The organism is Kribbella sp. NPDC051137 (assembly GCF_040682535.1).
Lineage (GTDB): Bacteria > Actinomycetota > Actinomycetes > Propionibacteriales > Kribbellaceae > Kribbella > Kribbella karoonensis.
Genome location: NZ_JBFBBI010000006.1, coordinates 24,097 through 38,427, shown reverse-complemented (window position 1 = coordinate 38,427; position 14,331 = coordinate 24,097). Strand labels below are relative to the sequence as shown.

Here is a 14,331-nt window from a genome sequence, read left to right as displayed (position 1 = left end):
TCTCGAAGGTATGTCGATGCCGGATCGTCCCGATCGACGCGGTCAGTGAAGGAACTTCTCGAAAGGACCCGGATCATGACCCTGAGGCTGGAAACGGACACCGTGGTGACCGGCAGGCGGCAGTGGGTTGCGCTCGGCGTGCTGTGTCTCGCCACCCTGCTCGTCTCGCTCGATCTGTTCGTGATGCTGCTGGCGATCCCCGCGGTCACCGAGGCGCTCGGTGCGACCGGCACCCAGCAGCTGTGGATCCTGGACGTGTACGGGTTCATGGTGGCCGGCCTGATGATCACGATGGGCAGCCTCGGCGACCGGCTCGGGCGGCGCCGGCTGCTGCTGATCGCCGCGGCCGTCTTCGGGATCGCCTCGATCGTCGCGGCGTACTCCGTGAACCCCGGCATGCTGATCGGCGCCCGCGCGGTGCTCGGGATCGCCGGTGCCGCGATCGCGCCGTGCACGCTGTCGCTGATCTCCACCCTGTTCCCGGACGAGCGCCGGCGGGCGACGGCGCTCGGTGTCTGGGGCGGCTGCTTCACCGTCGGAGCGATCGTCGGCCCGATCGTCGGCGGCGTCCTGCTGAACCACTTCTGGTGGGGCTCGGCGTTCCTGATCGGCGTACCCGCGATGGTCGTGCTGCTGGCGGTCGGTCCGCTGCTGCTGCCGGAGTACCGCAACGGGCAGGCCGGGCGGATCGACGTACCGAGCGTGCTCCTGTCGCTGCTGGCGATCCTGCCGGCCATCCACGGTCTGAAGCACCTGGCGGCGCACGGTGCCGACCTGCAGGCCGTCGGCGCCCTGGTGGTCGGTGCGGCGTTCGGCTGGACTTTCGTACGGCGACAGCTGCGCCTGGACGACCCGCTGGTCGACGTACGGCTGTTCACGCGGCGGACGTTCAGCGTGACGCTCGGCAGCATGACGGCGTACTCGATGCTGTCCGGCGGCGTGATGGTGTTCGTGGCGCAGTACTTCCAGCTCGTCAAGGGGATGACCCCGCTGCAGGCAGGACTCGCGCTGGTGCCGGGGATGATCACCTCGACCATCGGCTTCCAGCTCGCCCCGCGGTTGGCGCACCGGATCCGTCCGGGCATCCTGATCCCCGCGGGCGTCGCCTTCACCGTGGCCGGGATGATCGTGGTGGCGCTGACGACGTCGACGACCGTGCTGGTGATCGCCTTCGCAGTGGAGGCCTTCGGGCCGGGCGCGCTGGTCATCCTGGGGACGAACCTCGTCATCGGCTCGGTCCCGCCGGAGAAGGCAGGTTCGGCAGGAGCACTGACGCAGACCGGCAACGAGTTCGGCTACTCGCTCGGGATCGCCGTCCTCGGCAGCGTGGTGACCGCCGTGTACCGCGGCCGGACCGGCGGCAACTCGCTCGGCGAGACGATCGCCCAGGGCGCCACGGGCGACGTACTGACGCAGGCTCGTGAGGCGTTCACGGCCGGCCTGCACCTCGCCGCCGGCATCACGGCGCTCGCCCTGGCCGGGATGGCGGTCCTGCTCGCTGTGACGCTGCGGGCGGTGCCGGCCCTCAGTCGTCGGTGAAGCCCGGCAGCAGCTCCTCCAGGACCGAGCGGAACGGGGCCTCGGCCTCGAGCTGGGAGAGCACGGCCATGCCGCCGATCCACACCCGGTGGATCAGCAGGTACGACGGCGGCATGTTCAGCCGCAGGGCGAGCGAGGCGTTCGGCGACCGTAGGTCACTGGTGCGGTTCGCCTGCGCGCGCATCCAGGCCCGGCTGAACTGGAACGTCTCCTCCCGGGCCGGCTCCGCGAACGGCGCCAGGTAGTCCATCAGCTGGTCCGGGTCGATCTCCATCCGCGGCTTGATGAAGCCCTCGGCCTTCAGGCCGTCCCGGACCGCGACACCGTCGCCGTTCAGCGAGATCCGCAGCAGCCTCCCGATCGCGGGCGGCAGCCCGTCCGGGAGCCGCGCGCAGAGGCCGAAGTCGACCACGCCGAGCCGCCCGTCCGCCAGCACCCGGAAGTTCCCCGGATGCGGGTCCGAGTGCAGCAGACCGGCGTACTTCGGCCCGCTGAACATGAACCGGACGTACTTCAGCCCGATCGCGTCGCGTTCCTCCTTGGTGCCGTCATTGATGTACGACGACAACGGGCGGCCCTCGATCCACTCGGACACGATCACCGTGGGGGAGTGCTTGACGACCCGCGGGACGACGAACTCCGGGTGGTTCTTGAACGCGTCGGCGTACTGCTGCTGGGCCTGCGCCTCGCGGTCGTAGTCGAGCTCCTCGCCGATCCGCTCCTGGAGCTCCGCGACCAGCGGCTTCACGTCCAGGCCGGGGATCAGTGAGCCGATCGTACGGCCGAACCGGCCGAGCTGGCGCAGATCCGCGCGGAGCGCCTCGGCGGCACCCGGGTACTGCAGCTTGATCGCGACCTCGCGGCCGTCCTTCAGCCGGCCGCGGTGCACCTGGCCGATCGACGCGGCCGCCGCCGGTACCTCGTTGAACTCGTCGAAACGGTCCCGCCAGCGCTTGCCGAGCTCGCGGGACAGGATCGAGTCCACGGTCGACATCGGCATCGGCGGAGCGGAGTCCTGCAGCTTGGTCAGGGTCGCCCGGTACGGCGCCGCGAACTCCTCCGGCATCGCCGACTCCATCAGGCTCAGCATCTGCCCGACCTTCATCGCGCCGCCCTTGAGCTCACCCAGGACGGCGAACAACTGGTCCGCGGTGCGGCGCTGGAACTCGGCCAGCACGGCTTCGGCGGGAGCACCGCCGATGCGCTTGCCCAGGCCCACCGTCGCCCGCCCGGCGGCGCCGAGCGGCAGGCTGGCGAGTTTCGCGGTCCGGCTCAGCGCCTTGCGAGGAAGGTCCGACACCCCTCCATTCTGTCCGGTCACCCAAGCCGCCACGACGGAGGGGCGGCACCGGACCCGTGTTGCAGGTCCGGCACCGCCCCTACGACTTGGTGCGTCAGGCCTTGCCGAGGATCCGGTTCAGGTTCGTACCGCACTCGGGGCACTTGGCCTTCGCCATGCGCGTGCCCTTGTCGTTGACCTTGACCTCGCCGTCGGCGGTGCGCTTGGCCTTGCACTTGACGCAGTAGAACTCGCCGCTCCAGGTCTCTGCCATGAGGGCCCTCTCCTTGCTCTGAATTCCAGCCCGGGGCCTCGCCCCGGGCAGTCGTTGGATGCTAACGGCAGACCGTCCTGCCGTAGGCCGTTCGGCCCAGTCGGGATTCACCCTACGGCCTCCTGGCTCAGGCTCAAGCGCACCCGGTGGCCCGCGCGCCGCCGGAATCCCCCGAGGAAAGCCCTTACCGAAACTTTCGGCGACGCGGAACAGGCTCCCGGTGGTCCGCCTCCGGAACGACTCGGCTTCCCCTCCGAGCAGTCCCGGAAGCGGTCCGGGAGCCTGTTGCAGACGACGCTAGGAGGACCCGGCCGCAGAGGCAAGCCCAGGTTGTCCACGCCTGTGGATAACTCTGTGCGCAACTTGTGGGACGCGCCGTCGGAAGCTGTGGACGGGTGGGGGAACACGGTGTGAACAACGGGGATCGGCGGGATCAAGATCAGGCGTCTGACCTGCGGAAACGCGAATCCACAGGGTGTGCACCGAAGAAAGTTGTCGGATTCGGGGGGTACATTTCTGAGCCATGGCCGACTCTCCACCGCGCCCGATCCCGCCGTACGTGGACATCCGTCGCAGCAAGCGCCGCAAGCGCACGGTCAGCGCCTACCGGGACGGCGAGCGGGTGGTCGTGCTGATGCCCGACCGGCTGTCCGCCGCCGAGGAGGCGCGCTGGGTCGAAACCATGCTGGCGCGGCTGGAGAAACAGCGCAGCCGATCGCGCGTGTCGGACGAAAAATTGTTGGCCAGAGCACACGAACTCGCGTGTCGCCACCTCCCCGAAGTGCCCGAACCTGCGTCTGTGAGGTGGGTTTCGAACCAAAACAGACGGTGGGGTTCGTGCACGCCGGCGGACCGTTCGATCCGGTTGAGCACCCGGCTGCAGTCGATGCCCGCCTGGGTCGTGGACTACGTCCTGGTCCACGAGCTGGCCCATCTGATCGAGCCGACGCACAACGCGAACTTCTGGGACCTGGTCCACCGCTACCCGAAAGCCGAGCGCGCCGAGGGCTACCTCGAAGGCGTCTCCGCCGCCGCGTCCCTGACCCTCGACGACTTCTGACCCGCTCCACCGCACGCCAGGCCCCAGCCGCACCGCCCCGCGGGCCACGTCATGGCCGGGGTGCGTAGGGCGTACGGGAAAGGGTGGGGTGGGGTTTCCCCCAGGGGTGACTCGGGGGCTTCCTGCATGGCCCGGGGCGGACCCTCGCGGCGAGGCTGTTGTCCCGTAGCCAGCGCCGCGCCAGGTGCGCTGGGTGGGGCGCTCCGGAGGGGCGCAGAGGGGCGGGAACGTATGGCCAGGGGACAGATCACGGTCCGGGCGGCGCGCTGGAGCGCCACCCATCCGTGGCGGGCGATCGCGATGTGGCTAGTGGTCGTGGCCGCCTGTTTCGCGCTCGGCTCCGTGACCGGGACCAAGAAGTCGACCGACGAGGGGAACATCGGCGAGGTCACCCGGGCGGACAACATCGTCAAGTCCGGCAACTTCGACGACCCGGACGTGGAGAGCGTGCTGATCACGGCGCCGTCCGGGCAGCTCGACCAGGCGGCAGCCCGGAAGGCCGCCGGCACGGTAATCCAGCAGATGCGCGCCCTCGGTGGGGTCGCGGAGGTCGCTCAGCCGATGCCGTCGCCGAAGGGCGACGCGGTGATCGTCCGCGTGACGCTGAAGGACGGCGACGGGGACAACCGGGTCCAGCCATTGCTCGACACCACCGCGCAGGTCCAGGAGCAGTACCCGGACCTCCGGATCGAAGAGGTCGGTGGACTCTCGATCGGCAAGGCGCTCAACGAGACGCTGGGCAAGGACTTCAAGCGGGCGGAGATGTTCAGCCTGCCGGTGACGCTGGCGATCCTGTTGCTCGCGTTCGGTGCCCTGATCGCCGCCTCGGTGCCGGTACTCCTGGCGCTGTCCGCGGTCGCCGCCGCGATCGGCCTCTCGGCCGCGGCCTCGCAACTGGTGCCCGCGGTCGACGCGGTGAACAGCGTGATCCTGCTGATCGGGATGGCGGTCGGCGTCGACTATTCACTCTTCTACCTCCGCCGTGAACGCGAGGAGCGCGCCAAGGGCCGTGGCCATGTCGACGCGGTCGAGATCGCCGCGGCGACCTCCGGCCACGCCGTCGTGGTCTCCGGTACGGCGGTGATCATCTCGATGGCCGGCCTGTTCCTGGCCCGGGACGCGGTCTTCTCCTCGTTCGCGGTCGGCTCGATCCTGGTCGTCGCGGTCGCCGTCGTCGGCTCGCTGACCGTGCTCCCCGCCGTACTGGCGAAGCTCGGCCGCTGGGTGGACCGCCCGCGGATCCCGCTCGTGTGGCGGCTGACCGCTTCGAAGGGCCGGCCGCGGTTCTGGCCGACCGTGCTGAAGCCGGCTCTCAAGCACCCGATCGCCACGCTGCTCGTCGCCGTCACCGCGCTGCTCGCGGTCGCGTCGCCGGCGTTGGGTATGACGCTGAAGTTCCCGGGCACCGAGGACCTGCCGCGGACGACGTCGGTGATGAAGGCGTATGACCGGTTGACGGCCGCGTTCCCGAGCACGGGCACGAGCCACGAGGTCGCCGTACGGGCGCCTGCGAACCAGCAGTCCGCGGTGAAGGCCGCGCTGGCGGAGCTTCAGGCGAAGACCAAGGGCGATCCGCTGTTCGCGTCAGACGGTCTGGAGAAGCCGCGGTTCTCGAAGGACGGCACGGTCGCCACGCTCGAGGTGGCCACGCCGTACGAGGGCGGAAGCCAGCAGGCCCGGGATTCACTCGCGAAGCTCCGTAAGGACCTGATGCCGGAGACCGTCGGGAAGGTGCCCGGCGTCGAGTACGCGGTCGGTGGCTTCGTGGCGGCTGACGTGGACTACGCCGCCCACACCCGCTCCAAGCTCCCGCTGGTGATCGGCTTCGTCCTGCTGCTGACGATGATCGTGATGATGGCAACGTTCCGCTCGGTGGTCGTCGCGGTCACCGCGATCGTCCTCAACCTGCTGAGCGCGGGGGCGGCGTACGGCGTCGTCACCGCGGTCTTCCAGAACACCTGGGCCGAGGGATTGCTCCACTTCCGCTCCAACGGCTCGGTGGTCAGCTGGCTCCCGCTCTTCCTCTTCGTGGTCCTCTTCGGCCTCTCGATGGACTACCACGTCTTCGTCGTCAGCCGGATCCGCGAGGCCGTACTCCGCGGCGTACCAACGAAACAGGCCGTCGCCGAGGGCATCACCGGCTCAGCCGGCGTGGTAACCAGCGCGGCCGCGGTCATGATCGGCGTCTTCGCCGTCTTCGCCACCCTGAGCACCCTCGACATGAAGCAGTTGGGTGTAGGCCTGGCAGTAGCCATCCTGATCGACGCAACCATCATCCGCGCGGTCGTCCTCCCCAGCATCATGACTCTCCTCGGCGAAGCCAACTGGTGGGCCCCCAACTGGCTCCGCCCGAAGCCCGCCAAACACTCCGCAAGCTCAACCACAGAAGAACAACGCGAACTGACCCCCGTCGCCTGACAACGGTCGGCGCCCGCACGCGGCCCACCCAGAACCTGAACCGGGTGGGCCGCGGGTCTACTGTCCGCCTGTGAGCACCGACCGCCCCGCCCCTCCTCCGAGCGTCGAGCGCCGCAACCAGATGCTCGCCGCCGTCGAGCTTCCCGAGGGCCGCGAGCGCCTTCGAAGTCTGGTTGAACGCATGCTGGCCGACCGCATCCCGACCGAAACTCTCCTGGACGACCTGAGCGGGATCCGGGGCTTGGTCTCGCAGGACGTGGAGGACAAGATCCTCGACGTCATGGACCTCCTGGTCGGCTGGTGCGCCCCGTCAGCCCGATTGCTTCCTCCTGACGACGACTCCGACGGGTGACCGTCGTGGCTATCAGGATCGAACTGTGGGTCGACGGCCGACTGATCGACGGGGTTGAGCAGTGGTGGGACGACTTGGCGGCCGCGCTGCCGGTCGATGAAGATTTCCCGATGCTTGGTCGTGTCGACGCGTACGGCGATGTGGTGTTCGCGCGGGACGAACTGGAGGTGTTGGCGGCCGAGGCTCGGCGGTTCGTGCCTCGCGCTCCGGACCGCGTTCGGCCTCTCCTGTTGAAGCTGGCGGAGCTGTGCACGCAAGGCGGCAGCGAGGGGGAGCTGCGCTTCCTCGGCGATTGAGCGTCCCGAAAACCGTTCGGACATGGGGGTTGTGTGGCTGGAGGATGTTTGGCATGGGTGAATGGACTGATGGGTTGGCTGGTGGGCTTTCCGGAAAGTTTTCGGCGGTAGGTGACGAAATTGTTCCGGAGTCGGGCGCGATCCGCGCTCGGGTGCTGGGGCAGGTGGCTGAGACTGTGCTCGCGGTGGAGCGGGGGCATCCGGTGCGGGTGGCGGTTGATGGGCCTTCGGCGGCTGGGAAGACCACGTTGGCGGACGAGTTGGCCGACGTAGTGCGGGGGCGGACCGAGCGGGAGGTGATCCGCGCCGGGCTCGACTACTTCAAGCGGGCGCCGGAGCTGCGGACGACGTACCCGATCGAGTCGCCGGAGAGCTACTACTACGAGGTGTACGACAACGAGGCGATCCGCGCGCGCCTGCTCGAACCCCTCGGCCCGGGCGGCGACCGCCGCTACACGACGGCGCTCCGGGAGTCCAACGCGGTCACCGTGGTGGACGCGCCCGTCCGCACCGCCTCACCACAAGCGATCCTGATCGCCGATGGTTGCTTCCTGCAACGACCCGAACTGGACGAGTGCTGGGACCTCCGCCTCTACGTCCATGTCTCCTTCGAAACAGTCCTCCACCGCGGCACCGAACGAGACGCCGCTTGGATGGACTCCCCGGAGGCCGCCGCCCACCGCTACCGCACCCGCTACGTCCCAGGCGAGCAGTTGTACGTCGACCAGATCCGGCCGGCCGACCGCGCGCAACTGCTGGTGAGCAACGAGGATCCGGCCGCACCAGTCCTCAGTCGCCGACTGACGGATTCGTAGACGTACGTCAGCGCCGCAACTGCTCGAACATCGGTCAGGTCAGTTGGTGGACTGGCGGGCTCGGTGGGCGGCGGCTTTTACTCGGCTTTGGCATTGGGGGGAGTGGAAGCGGCGTTGGCCGTTCTTGGAGGTGTCAACGAAGACTCGGTCGCAGTGGGGGGCCGCGCAGACGCCTAGGCGGCCGGCCAGGTCGCTGCCTACTGCGAGGGCGAGGCCTGCGGCGCAGCCGGCTGCCCAGCCGTTGGCGAGTTGTTCGTCGGGGCCGTGGAAGTGGAGGCTCCACGGGCGGTCGCGGCCGCGGTCCAGTTGCGGGCGGGCGTTGGTGTCTCGGAGCAGCGCGTTGATCTCGGCGGCGGCGGCGTCGAGGTCGCCGGCGTTGGCGGACTCGAAGACGACGCGCATGCGCTGGGCGAGGCGGATCAGCCGGCGCGAGTCGTCGACCGGCGGCCGGGAACTCGGCGGGTACCCGATCGCGGTGAGGGCGTCGGCCACCGCGGACGTGACCGATTCCGGGTCGTCGGCCGGCGCGGAGTACGCCGTACCGCCGGAGTATCCGGGTGTCAGCCGGTTCACGTACTCGACCGACGCGGCCAGCACGCTGCGAGCATGACTATCAAAAGAGACTTGACCAGTCACGCATAACCTCCGTAGTCTCGAGCTTGCGTGACCGATCATAGCCACTTAGACAGTCATGGGGGTTCGGTATGAGCGTCGTCGCCGCGACCAGAGGACTCTCGCGAGCCGTCTGGATCCTGATCGTCGCGCGGGCGGTCAACAAGATCGGGGCGTTCACACTGCCGTTCCTGGGGGTCGTGCTGGCGGTCGAGTTCAAGGCCTCGCTGACCCAGACGGGGGTGGTCCTCGCGGTCTTCGGTGCGGCGACGATTCCGTCGCGGTTGCTGGGCGGGCAGCTGGCGGACCGGTTCGGCCGGCGGCGGACGATCGTACTCGGGCTGGTCGGCTGCGCGGTCTCGCAGTTGTGGATCGCCTTGAGTCACACGCTGTGGTCCGCGGTACTGGCGACGGTCCTCCTCGGGCTCGCGTTCGAGATCTACGAACCGCCGAGCCAGGCGATGATCGCGGACGTGACCGAGCCGGAGGATCGCCCCGCCGCGTACGGCCTCTACAGCGCGGCCCTCGCCGCGGCCGGCGTCCTCGCCGGGCTGCTGGCGGCCGCCATCAGCCACTGGGACCTCCGCTGGCTCTTCGTCGCCGACGCGATCACCTGTCTGCTCTGCGCCACTCTCGTCGCGCTGGCGTTACCAGCCGACGTACGGCGGGACGCGCCGGCCGAGGTGGACCTGGTGGAGCGGAGCGCTGTGTCGCCGTGGCGGGACCGACGGCTGCTGCTGTTGCTGGCAAGCGGCACCGTCTTCGCGACCATCTACATGCAGTTGGTGATCGGCCTGCCGTTGACGCTCCTCGAGCAAGGGCTGCCGAAATCCGGTGCGGGCATCATCCTCGCCGTCTCCGCAGTCACACTGATCGCGGCGCAACGCCTGCTCCGGCTGCAGAACCTCGACGACTTCCGGTCGATCGCGATCGGTTACGTGCTGCTGGCCACCGGCCTGCTGGCCAGCGCGTTCGCCCACACGTTGCTGGTCTTCGTACTCGCCGCCGTCCTCTGGAGTCTCGGCGACCTGTTCCTCCTGACCCGCTACCTCACGCAGGCGTCCGGCCTCGCCCCCGACGAGGCGCGCGGCCGGTACCTCGCGATCTTCGGCCTGAGCTGGGGCATCGCGACCACGATCGCCCCGCTCACGGTCACCCAACTGCTCGAGAAGTCCGGCCCCACGGGACTCTGGCTCACCAGCGCCGCAGTGGCCGCCGTACTCGCAGTACTGCAGCCCTGGTTCAGGAAGCGACTAGCCGCACGGTGAGGCCCTTCGCCACCGGCGTGTTGCTGCCCTTCGCGAGGTCATCGGCCGACATCAGCACGTTGGTCTCCGGGTAGTACGCCGCGACACATCCACGAGCCGTGGGGTACGCGACGATCCGGAAGTGCGAGGCCCGCCGCTCGACACCCTGGAACTCGCTCACGATGTCGACGTACTGACCGTCCCGCAGACCGAGGTCCGCCAGGTCGTCCGGATGCACGAACACCACCTCGCGCGTCCCGTGAACCCCGCGGTACCGGTCCTCGAGGCTGTAGATCGTCGTGTTGAACTGGTCGTGACTCCGCAACGTCTGCAGCAACAGCCGGCCAGGCTCCGTCGGCAGCCAGGTCAGATCGTTCGCCGTGAACTGGGCCCGCGCGTCGGACGTCTTGAACTCGCGCTTGTCCCGCGCCGCATGTGCCAGCAGGAACTCGCCGTCCCCGTCCCGCAGCCGGTCCTCGTAGTTCTCGTACCCGTCCGCGACCCGTCCGATCCGCTGCCGGATCAGGCTGTAGTCGTCGGCGAAGTCCGCCCACGGAATCTGCCCGACGTCCGGTACGACGGCCTGCGCCAGCCCGCACACGATCCCGATCTCGGACTTCAGCTCCGGCGCCGGCGGGATCAGGTTCCCCTTCGACAGGTGTACGGCGCCCTGCGAGTCCTCGACCGACACGGACTGCGGGCCCGCCGCGGTGTGGTCGTGGTCCGTCCGGCCGAGCGTCGGCAGGATGAGCGCCTCGCGGCCGGTGACGGTGTGCGACCGGTTCAGTTTCGTCGACACGTGCACGGTGAGGTCGCACTCGCGCAGCCCGCGGTGCACCACCTCGGTGTCGGGCGTCGCGGACGCGAAGTTGCCGCCCATCGCGAAGAACACCCGGACGGCGCCGTCCCGCAGCCGCTTCACGGTGGCGGCCGCGTCGACGCCGTGCTCCCGCGGTGACGTGAACGAGAACTCGCGGTCGAGCTTGTCCAGGAACGCGTCGGGCATCTTCTCCCAGATCCCCATGCTGCGGTCGCCCTGCACGTTGGAGTGCCCGCGCACCGGGCACGGCCCGGCGCCGGGTTTGCCGATGTTGCCCTGCAGCAGCAGCACGTTGACGATCTCGCTGATCGTCGCGACCGCCTCCCGGTGCTGGGTCAGCCCCATCGCCCAGCAGACCACCGTCGCCTTCGACTTGATGAACCGTTGCGCGAGCTCCTCGATCTCTGCGCGCCGCAGCCCGGTGGCCTGCTCGACGGCCGGCCAGTCCAGCTCGGCGTTGTGCTTCGCGTACAGCTCGAAACCGCTGGTGTGCGAGTCGATGAACGACTTGTCCAGCACGGTCCCCGGACTCGCGGCCTCGGCCTCGAGCAGCAGATGGCCGAGCGCCAGGAACAGCGCCTGGTCGCCGCCGAGCCGGATCGCCAGGTGCTGGTCCGCCAGTTGCGTGCCTTTACCGACCAGACCGCGCGGCTTCTGCGGATTCATGAACCGCATCAGGCCGGTCTCGGGCAGCGGGTTCACCGAGACGATCGAGGCGCCGTTGCGCTTGGCGACCTCGAGGTGGGTGAGCATCCGCGGCGCGTTGGTGCCCGGGTTCTGCCCGACGATCACGATCAGCTCGGACTCCTCGAGCATCTTCAGCGTGACCGCGCCCTTGCCGCTGCCGATCACCCGGGACAGCGCCGTACCGGAGGACTCGTGGCACATGTTCGAGCAGTCGGGGAGGTTGTTGGTCCCGTACGCGCGGACGAACAGCTGGTACAGGAACGCGGCCTCGTTGCTGGTCCGGCCGGACGTGTAGAAGACGGCGTCGTCGGGGTCGACGAGCGCCCTGAGGTGCCGCGCGACGACCTGGAACGCCTCCTCCCAGCCGACCGGCTCGTAGTGCGTGGCGCCGGCCCGGAGCAGCATCGGCTCGGTGATCCGGCCGAGCTTGCCGAGGTCGAGCTCGGAGATCCGGTCCATCTCGGCCACCGAGTGCTGTGCGAAGAACTCGCGCGGCACCCGCTTGCGCGTTGCCTCCCAGGCCACGGCCTTGGCGCCGTTCTCACAGAACTCTGCCGTGTGCTTGTGCTCGGGATCCGGCCACGCGCAGGACGGGCAGTCGAATCCGCGGTCCTGATTCATCTTCAGGAAGGCCCGGCCGCTGCGAACCGCTCCCATCTCGCGGAGACCGAACTTGAACGACGACAGCACGGCGGGCACGCCGGCGGCCTTCTGCTTCGGCTGTTCGATGTCGACCATGTTTCAACAATAGGCCTGCCTATCGTGGTGTGCTGCTTTGATAGGCACACTTGTGGATAAGTGGTGCACGCCGCCACAGTCGCTGCTCGGGATATGTGGCCCGATCCCATAGTCGTCACGGCCGCGGATTCCTACAGTCGTCCGCCATGGAGACCCGTCGAGCCCTCGTCACCGGGGCAGCGTCCGGTATCGGCGCTGCTTGCGCTCAGCGCCTGGCAGCGGACGGTGTCCACGTGGTGGCCGTCGACCTGGACCGGGCCGGTCTGGACGCACTGGAGGGCGTCGAGACGGTCGTAGCCGACCTGTCGGATCTGGAACGGCTCCAGGAGCTCCCGGTTGACGTGGACATCCTGGTGAACAACGCAGGGGTCCAGCAGGTCGCACCGGTCGAGCAGTTCCCGCCGGAGCGGTTCAGCTACCTGATCCGGCTCATGCTGGAGGCACCGTTCCGGCTGATCCGTCAGACGCTGCCGCACATGTACGGCGCCGGCTGGGGTCGCGTGGTCAACGTCAGCTCGGTCCACGGACTACGGGCCAGTCCTTTCAAGGCGGCGTACGTCGCTGCGAAGCACGGGCTCGAAGGACTCAGCAAGGTGGTCGCCCTGGAAGGCGCCGCGCACGGGGTGACCAGCAACTGCGTGAACCCGGCGTACGTCCGTACGCCGCTCGTCACCGCGCAGCTGGCGGACCAGGCCGCCACCCACGGTCTGTCCGAGTCAGAAGTGCTGGACAAGGTCCTGCTCGAACCGGTCGCGGTGAAGCGGCTGATCGAACCGGCCGAAGTGGCGGAGCTGGTCGCCGTACTGTGCGGCCCCGCCTCCGCCTCCATCACGGGGAGCTCGTTCGTACTCGACGGCGGCTGGACCGCCCACTAACTGAGGAGTCCGCCCAAATGACAGCAACACAGCCAGTCCAGACACGTGCGTCGATCGTCCGGGTGGTCGGCGCGAGCCTCGTCGGTACGACGGTCGAGTGGTACGACTTCTTCCTGTACGGGGTCGCCGCATCGGTGGTGTTCGGCGACCTGTTCTTCCCGAAGGGGGAGCAGCTCACGGGGACGCTGCTGAGCTTCGCTACGTTCGCGGTGGGCTTCTTTGCACGTCCTATCGGCGGTGTGGTGTTCGGGCACTTCGGTGACCGCCTGGGCCGCAAACAGCTGCTGGTGCTGTCGCTGCTGATGATGGGCCTCGCTACGTTCGCCATAGGACTGCTGCCTACGTACGCGCAGGTCGGTGCGCTCGCTCCGATCCTGCTGACGGTACTGCGGCTCATCCAGGGGTTCGCACTCGGCGGGGAGTGGGGTGGGGCAGTCCTTATCGTGTCGGAGCATGGTGATCCGGCACGGCGTGGTTTCTGGGCGTCCTGGCCGCAAGCGGGTGCTCCTGCGGGTCAGCTGATCGCCAACGGAGTGCTGGCCGGGCTGGCCGCGTTCCAGTCGGACGCTGACTTCAACCGGTGGGGTTGGCGCATTCCGTTCCTGCTGTCGGCAGTACTGGTACTGGTGGGGCTCTGGGTGCGGCTGCGAATCGAGGAGTCGCCGGTGTTCCAGCAGGCGCGGGCGAAGCAGGAGCCGGCGGACAAGCTCCCGCTGCTCGAGGTGCTCACGCAGTACCCGCGCGAGGTGCTGACGGCGATGGGCGCGCGGATGGCGGAGAACGTCAGCTACTACATCTTCACGATCGTTATCGCGACGTACGCGAAGGAACACCTCGGGATGAGCAAGTCGTTCGCGCTGAACGCCGTACTGATCGGCGCGGCCGTGCACTTCTTCGCGATCCCGCTCTGGGGCGCGCTGTCGGACCGCATCGGCCGGCGACCCGTGTATCTGATCGGTGCGGTCGGCGTTGGGGTCTGGGGCTTCCTCTTCATCACGCTGGTGGATACCAAGAACTTCGCCTTGGCCGCGCTTGCCGTCACGGTCGGCCTGGTGTTGCACGGAGCGATGTACGGTCCGCAGGCGTCGTTCTTCACCGAGCTCTTCGGGACAAGGGTGCGGTACTCCGGTGTCTCGGTCGGCTATCAGCTCGCGTCGATCATCGCGGGCGGCCTGGCGCCGTTCATCGCGGTGGCCCTGCTCAAGACGTACGACTCGGGCTACGCGATCGCGGTCTACATCGCGGTCTGCGCCGTCATCTCGATCGTGGCGGTGACGTCGTACTCCGAAACGCACCGCCGGGACCTCACTACGCTGTAG

The 14,331-nt window shown here is 68.7% G+C and carries 13 protein-coding genes; 9 read left to right on the top strand and 4 right to left on the bottom strand.

All coding sequences use genetic code 11. From position 1 onward, the window contains the following. The first annotated feature begins 75 nt into the window (after positions 1–75). The gene (locus AB0M51_RS30695; RefSeq protein ID WP_344193305.1) at positions 76–1,539 is read left to right on the top strand and encodes an MFS transporter; all 1,464 of its coding nucleotides are present in this window, start codon (positions 76–78) and stop codon (positions 1,537–1,539) included. On the opposite strand, the gene AB0M51_RS30690 is transcribed toward AB0M51_RS30695, so the two are convergent. Beyond that, positions 1,526–2,839, bottom strand: a complete 1,314-nt coding sequence (locus tag AB0M51_RS30690; protein WP_344193307.1) for an AarF/ABC1/UbiB kinase family protein — start codon at positions 2,837–2,839, stop codon at positions 1,526–1,528. The genes AB0M51_RS30695 and AB0M51_RS30690 overlap by 14 nt on opposite strands. A gap of 94 nt (positions 2,840–2,933) precedes the next feature. Beyond that, positions 2,934–3,092: a DUF5679 domain-containing protein gene (locus AB0M51_RS30685; protein WP_012922897.1), complete on the bottom strand. Its 159-nt coding sequence runs from the start codon at positions 3,090–3,092 to the stop codon at positions 2,934–2,936. Between the two features lie 523 nt (positions 3,093–3,615). On the opposite strand from AB0M51_RS30685, the gene AB0M51_RS30680 reads away from it, so the two are divergent. From AB0M51_RS30680 to AB0M51_RS30660, 5 genes are all read left to right on the top strand, one after another. After that, positions 3,616–4,152 (top strand): YgjP-like metallopeptidase domain-containing protein, encoded by a 537-nt coding sequence (locus AB0M51_RS30680; protein ID WP_344193309.1) that lies wholly within the window; start codon positions 3,616–3,618, stop codon positions 4,150–4,152. Positions 4,153–4,383: 231 nt separating this feature from the next. Continuing rightward, entirely contained in the window at positions 4,384–6,570 is a 2,187-nt protein-coding gene (locus AB0M51_RS30675; RefSeq protein ID WP_344193312.1) for an MMPL family transporter, read from the top strand. A 70-nt stretch (positions 6,571–6,640) separates the two neighbouring features. Further along, positions 6,641–6,922, top strand: a complete 282-nt coding sequence (locus AB0M51_RS30670; RefSeq protein ID WP_344193314.1) for a hypothetical protein — start codon at positions 6,641–6,643, stop codon at positions 6,920–6,922. Between the two features lie 5 nt (positions 6,923–6,927). Beyond that, positions 6,928–7,218: a hypothetical protein gene (locus AB0M51_RS30665; RefSeq protein WP_344193316.1), complete on the top strand. Its 291-nt coding sequence runs from the start codon at positions 6,928–6,930 to the stop codon at positions 7,216–7,218. A 164-nt stretch (positions 7,219–7,382) separates the two neighbouring features. After that, positions 7,383–8,033: a uridine kinase gene (locus tag AB0M51_RS30660; protein ID WP_344193318.1), complete on the top strand. Its 651-nt coding sequence runs from the start codon at positions 7,383–7,385 to the stop codon at positions 8,031–8,033. 39 nt (positions 8,034–8,072) lie between these two features. Here AB0M51_RS30660 and AB0M51_RS30655 read toward each other — a convergent pair whose 3' ends face one another. After that, a complete protein-coding gene (locus AB0M51_RS30655) occupies positions 8,073–8,630 on the bottom strand; it encodes a CGNR zinc finger domain-containing protein (RefSeq protein ID WP_344193320.1) in 558 nt (185 codons plus the stop codon). A 107-nt stretch (positions 8,631–8,737) separates the two neighbouring features. Here AB0M51_RS30655 and AB0M51_RS30650 point away from each other — a divergent pair, with 107 nt between their 5' ends. Further along, positions 8,738–9,913 carry an MFS transporter gene (locus AB0M51_RS30650; protein WP_344193322.1) on the top strand — a complete coding sequence of 392 codons (1,176 nt, stop codon included), beginning with the start codon at positions 8,738–8,740 and terminating at the stop codon, positions 9,911–9,913. Here AB0M51_RS30650 and AB0M51_RS30645 read toward each other — a convergent pair. Further along, a complete protein-coding gene (locus tag AB0M51_RS30645; RefSeq protein ID WP_344193324.1) occupies positions 9,888–12,137 on the bottom strand; it encodes an FdhF/YdeP family oxidoreductase in 2,250 nt (749 codons plus the stop codon). The two genes, AB0M51_RS30650 and AB0M51_RS30645, sit on opposite strands and share 26 nt — an antisense overlap. 146 nt (positions 12,138–12,283) lie before the next feature. Here AB0M51_RS30645 and AB0M51_RS30640 point away from each other — a divergent pair, with 146 nt between their 5' ends. Together AB0M51_RS30640 and AB0M51_RS30635 are read left to right on the top strand one after the other, a co-directional pair. Continuing rightward, positions 12,284–13,012 carry a 3-hydroxybutyrate dehydrogenase gene (locus AB0M51_RS30640; protein ID WP_344193326.1) on the top strand — a complete coding sequence of 243 codons (729 nt, stop codon included), beginning with the start codon at positions 12,284–12,286 and terminating at the stop codon, positions 13,010–13,012. Between the two features lie 17 nt (positions 13,013–13,029). Next, positions 13,030–14,331 (top strand): MFS transporter, encoded by a 1,302-nt coding sequence (locus AB0M51_RS30635; protein WP_344193328.1) that lies wholly within the window; start codon positions 13,030–13,032, stop codon positions 14,329–14,331.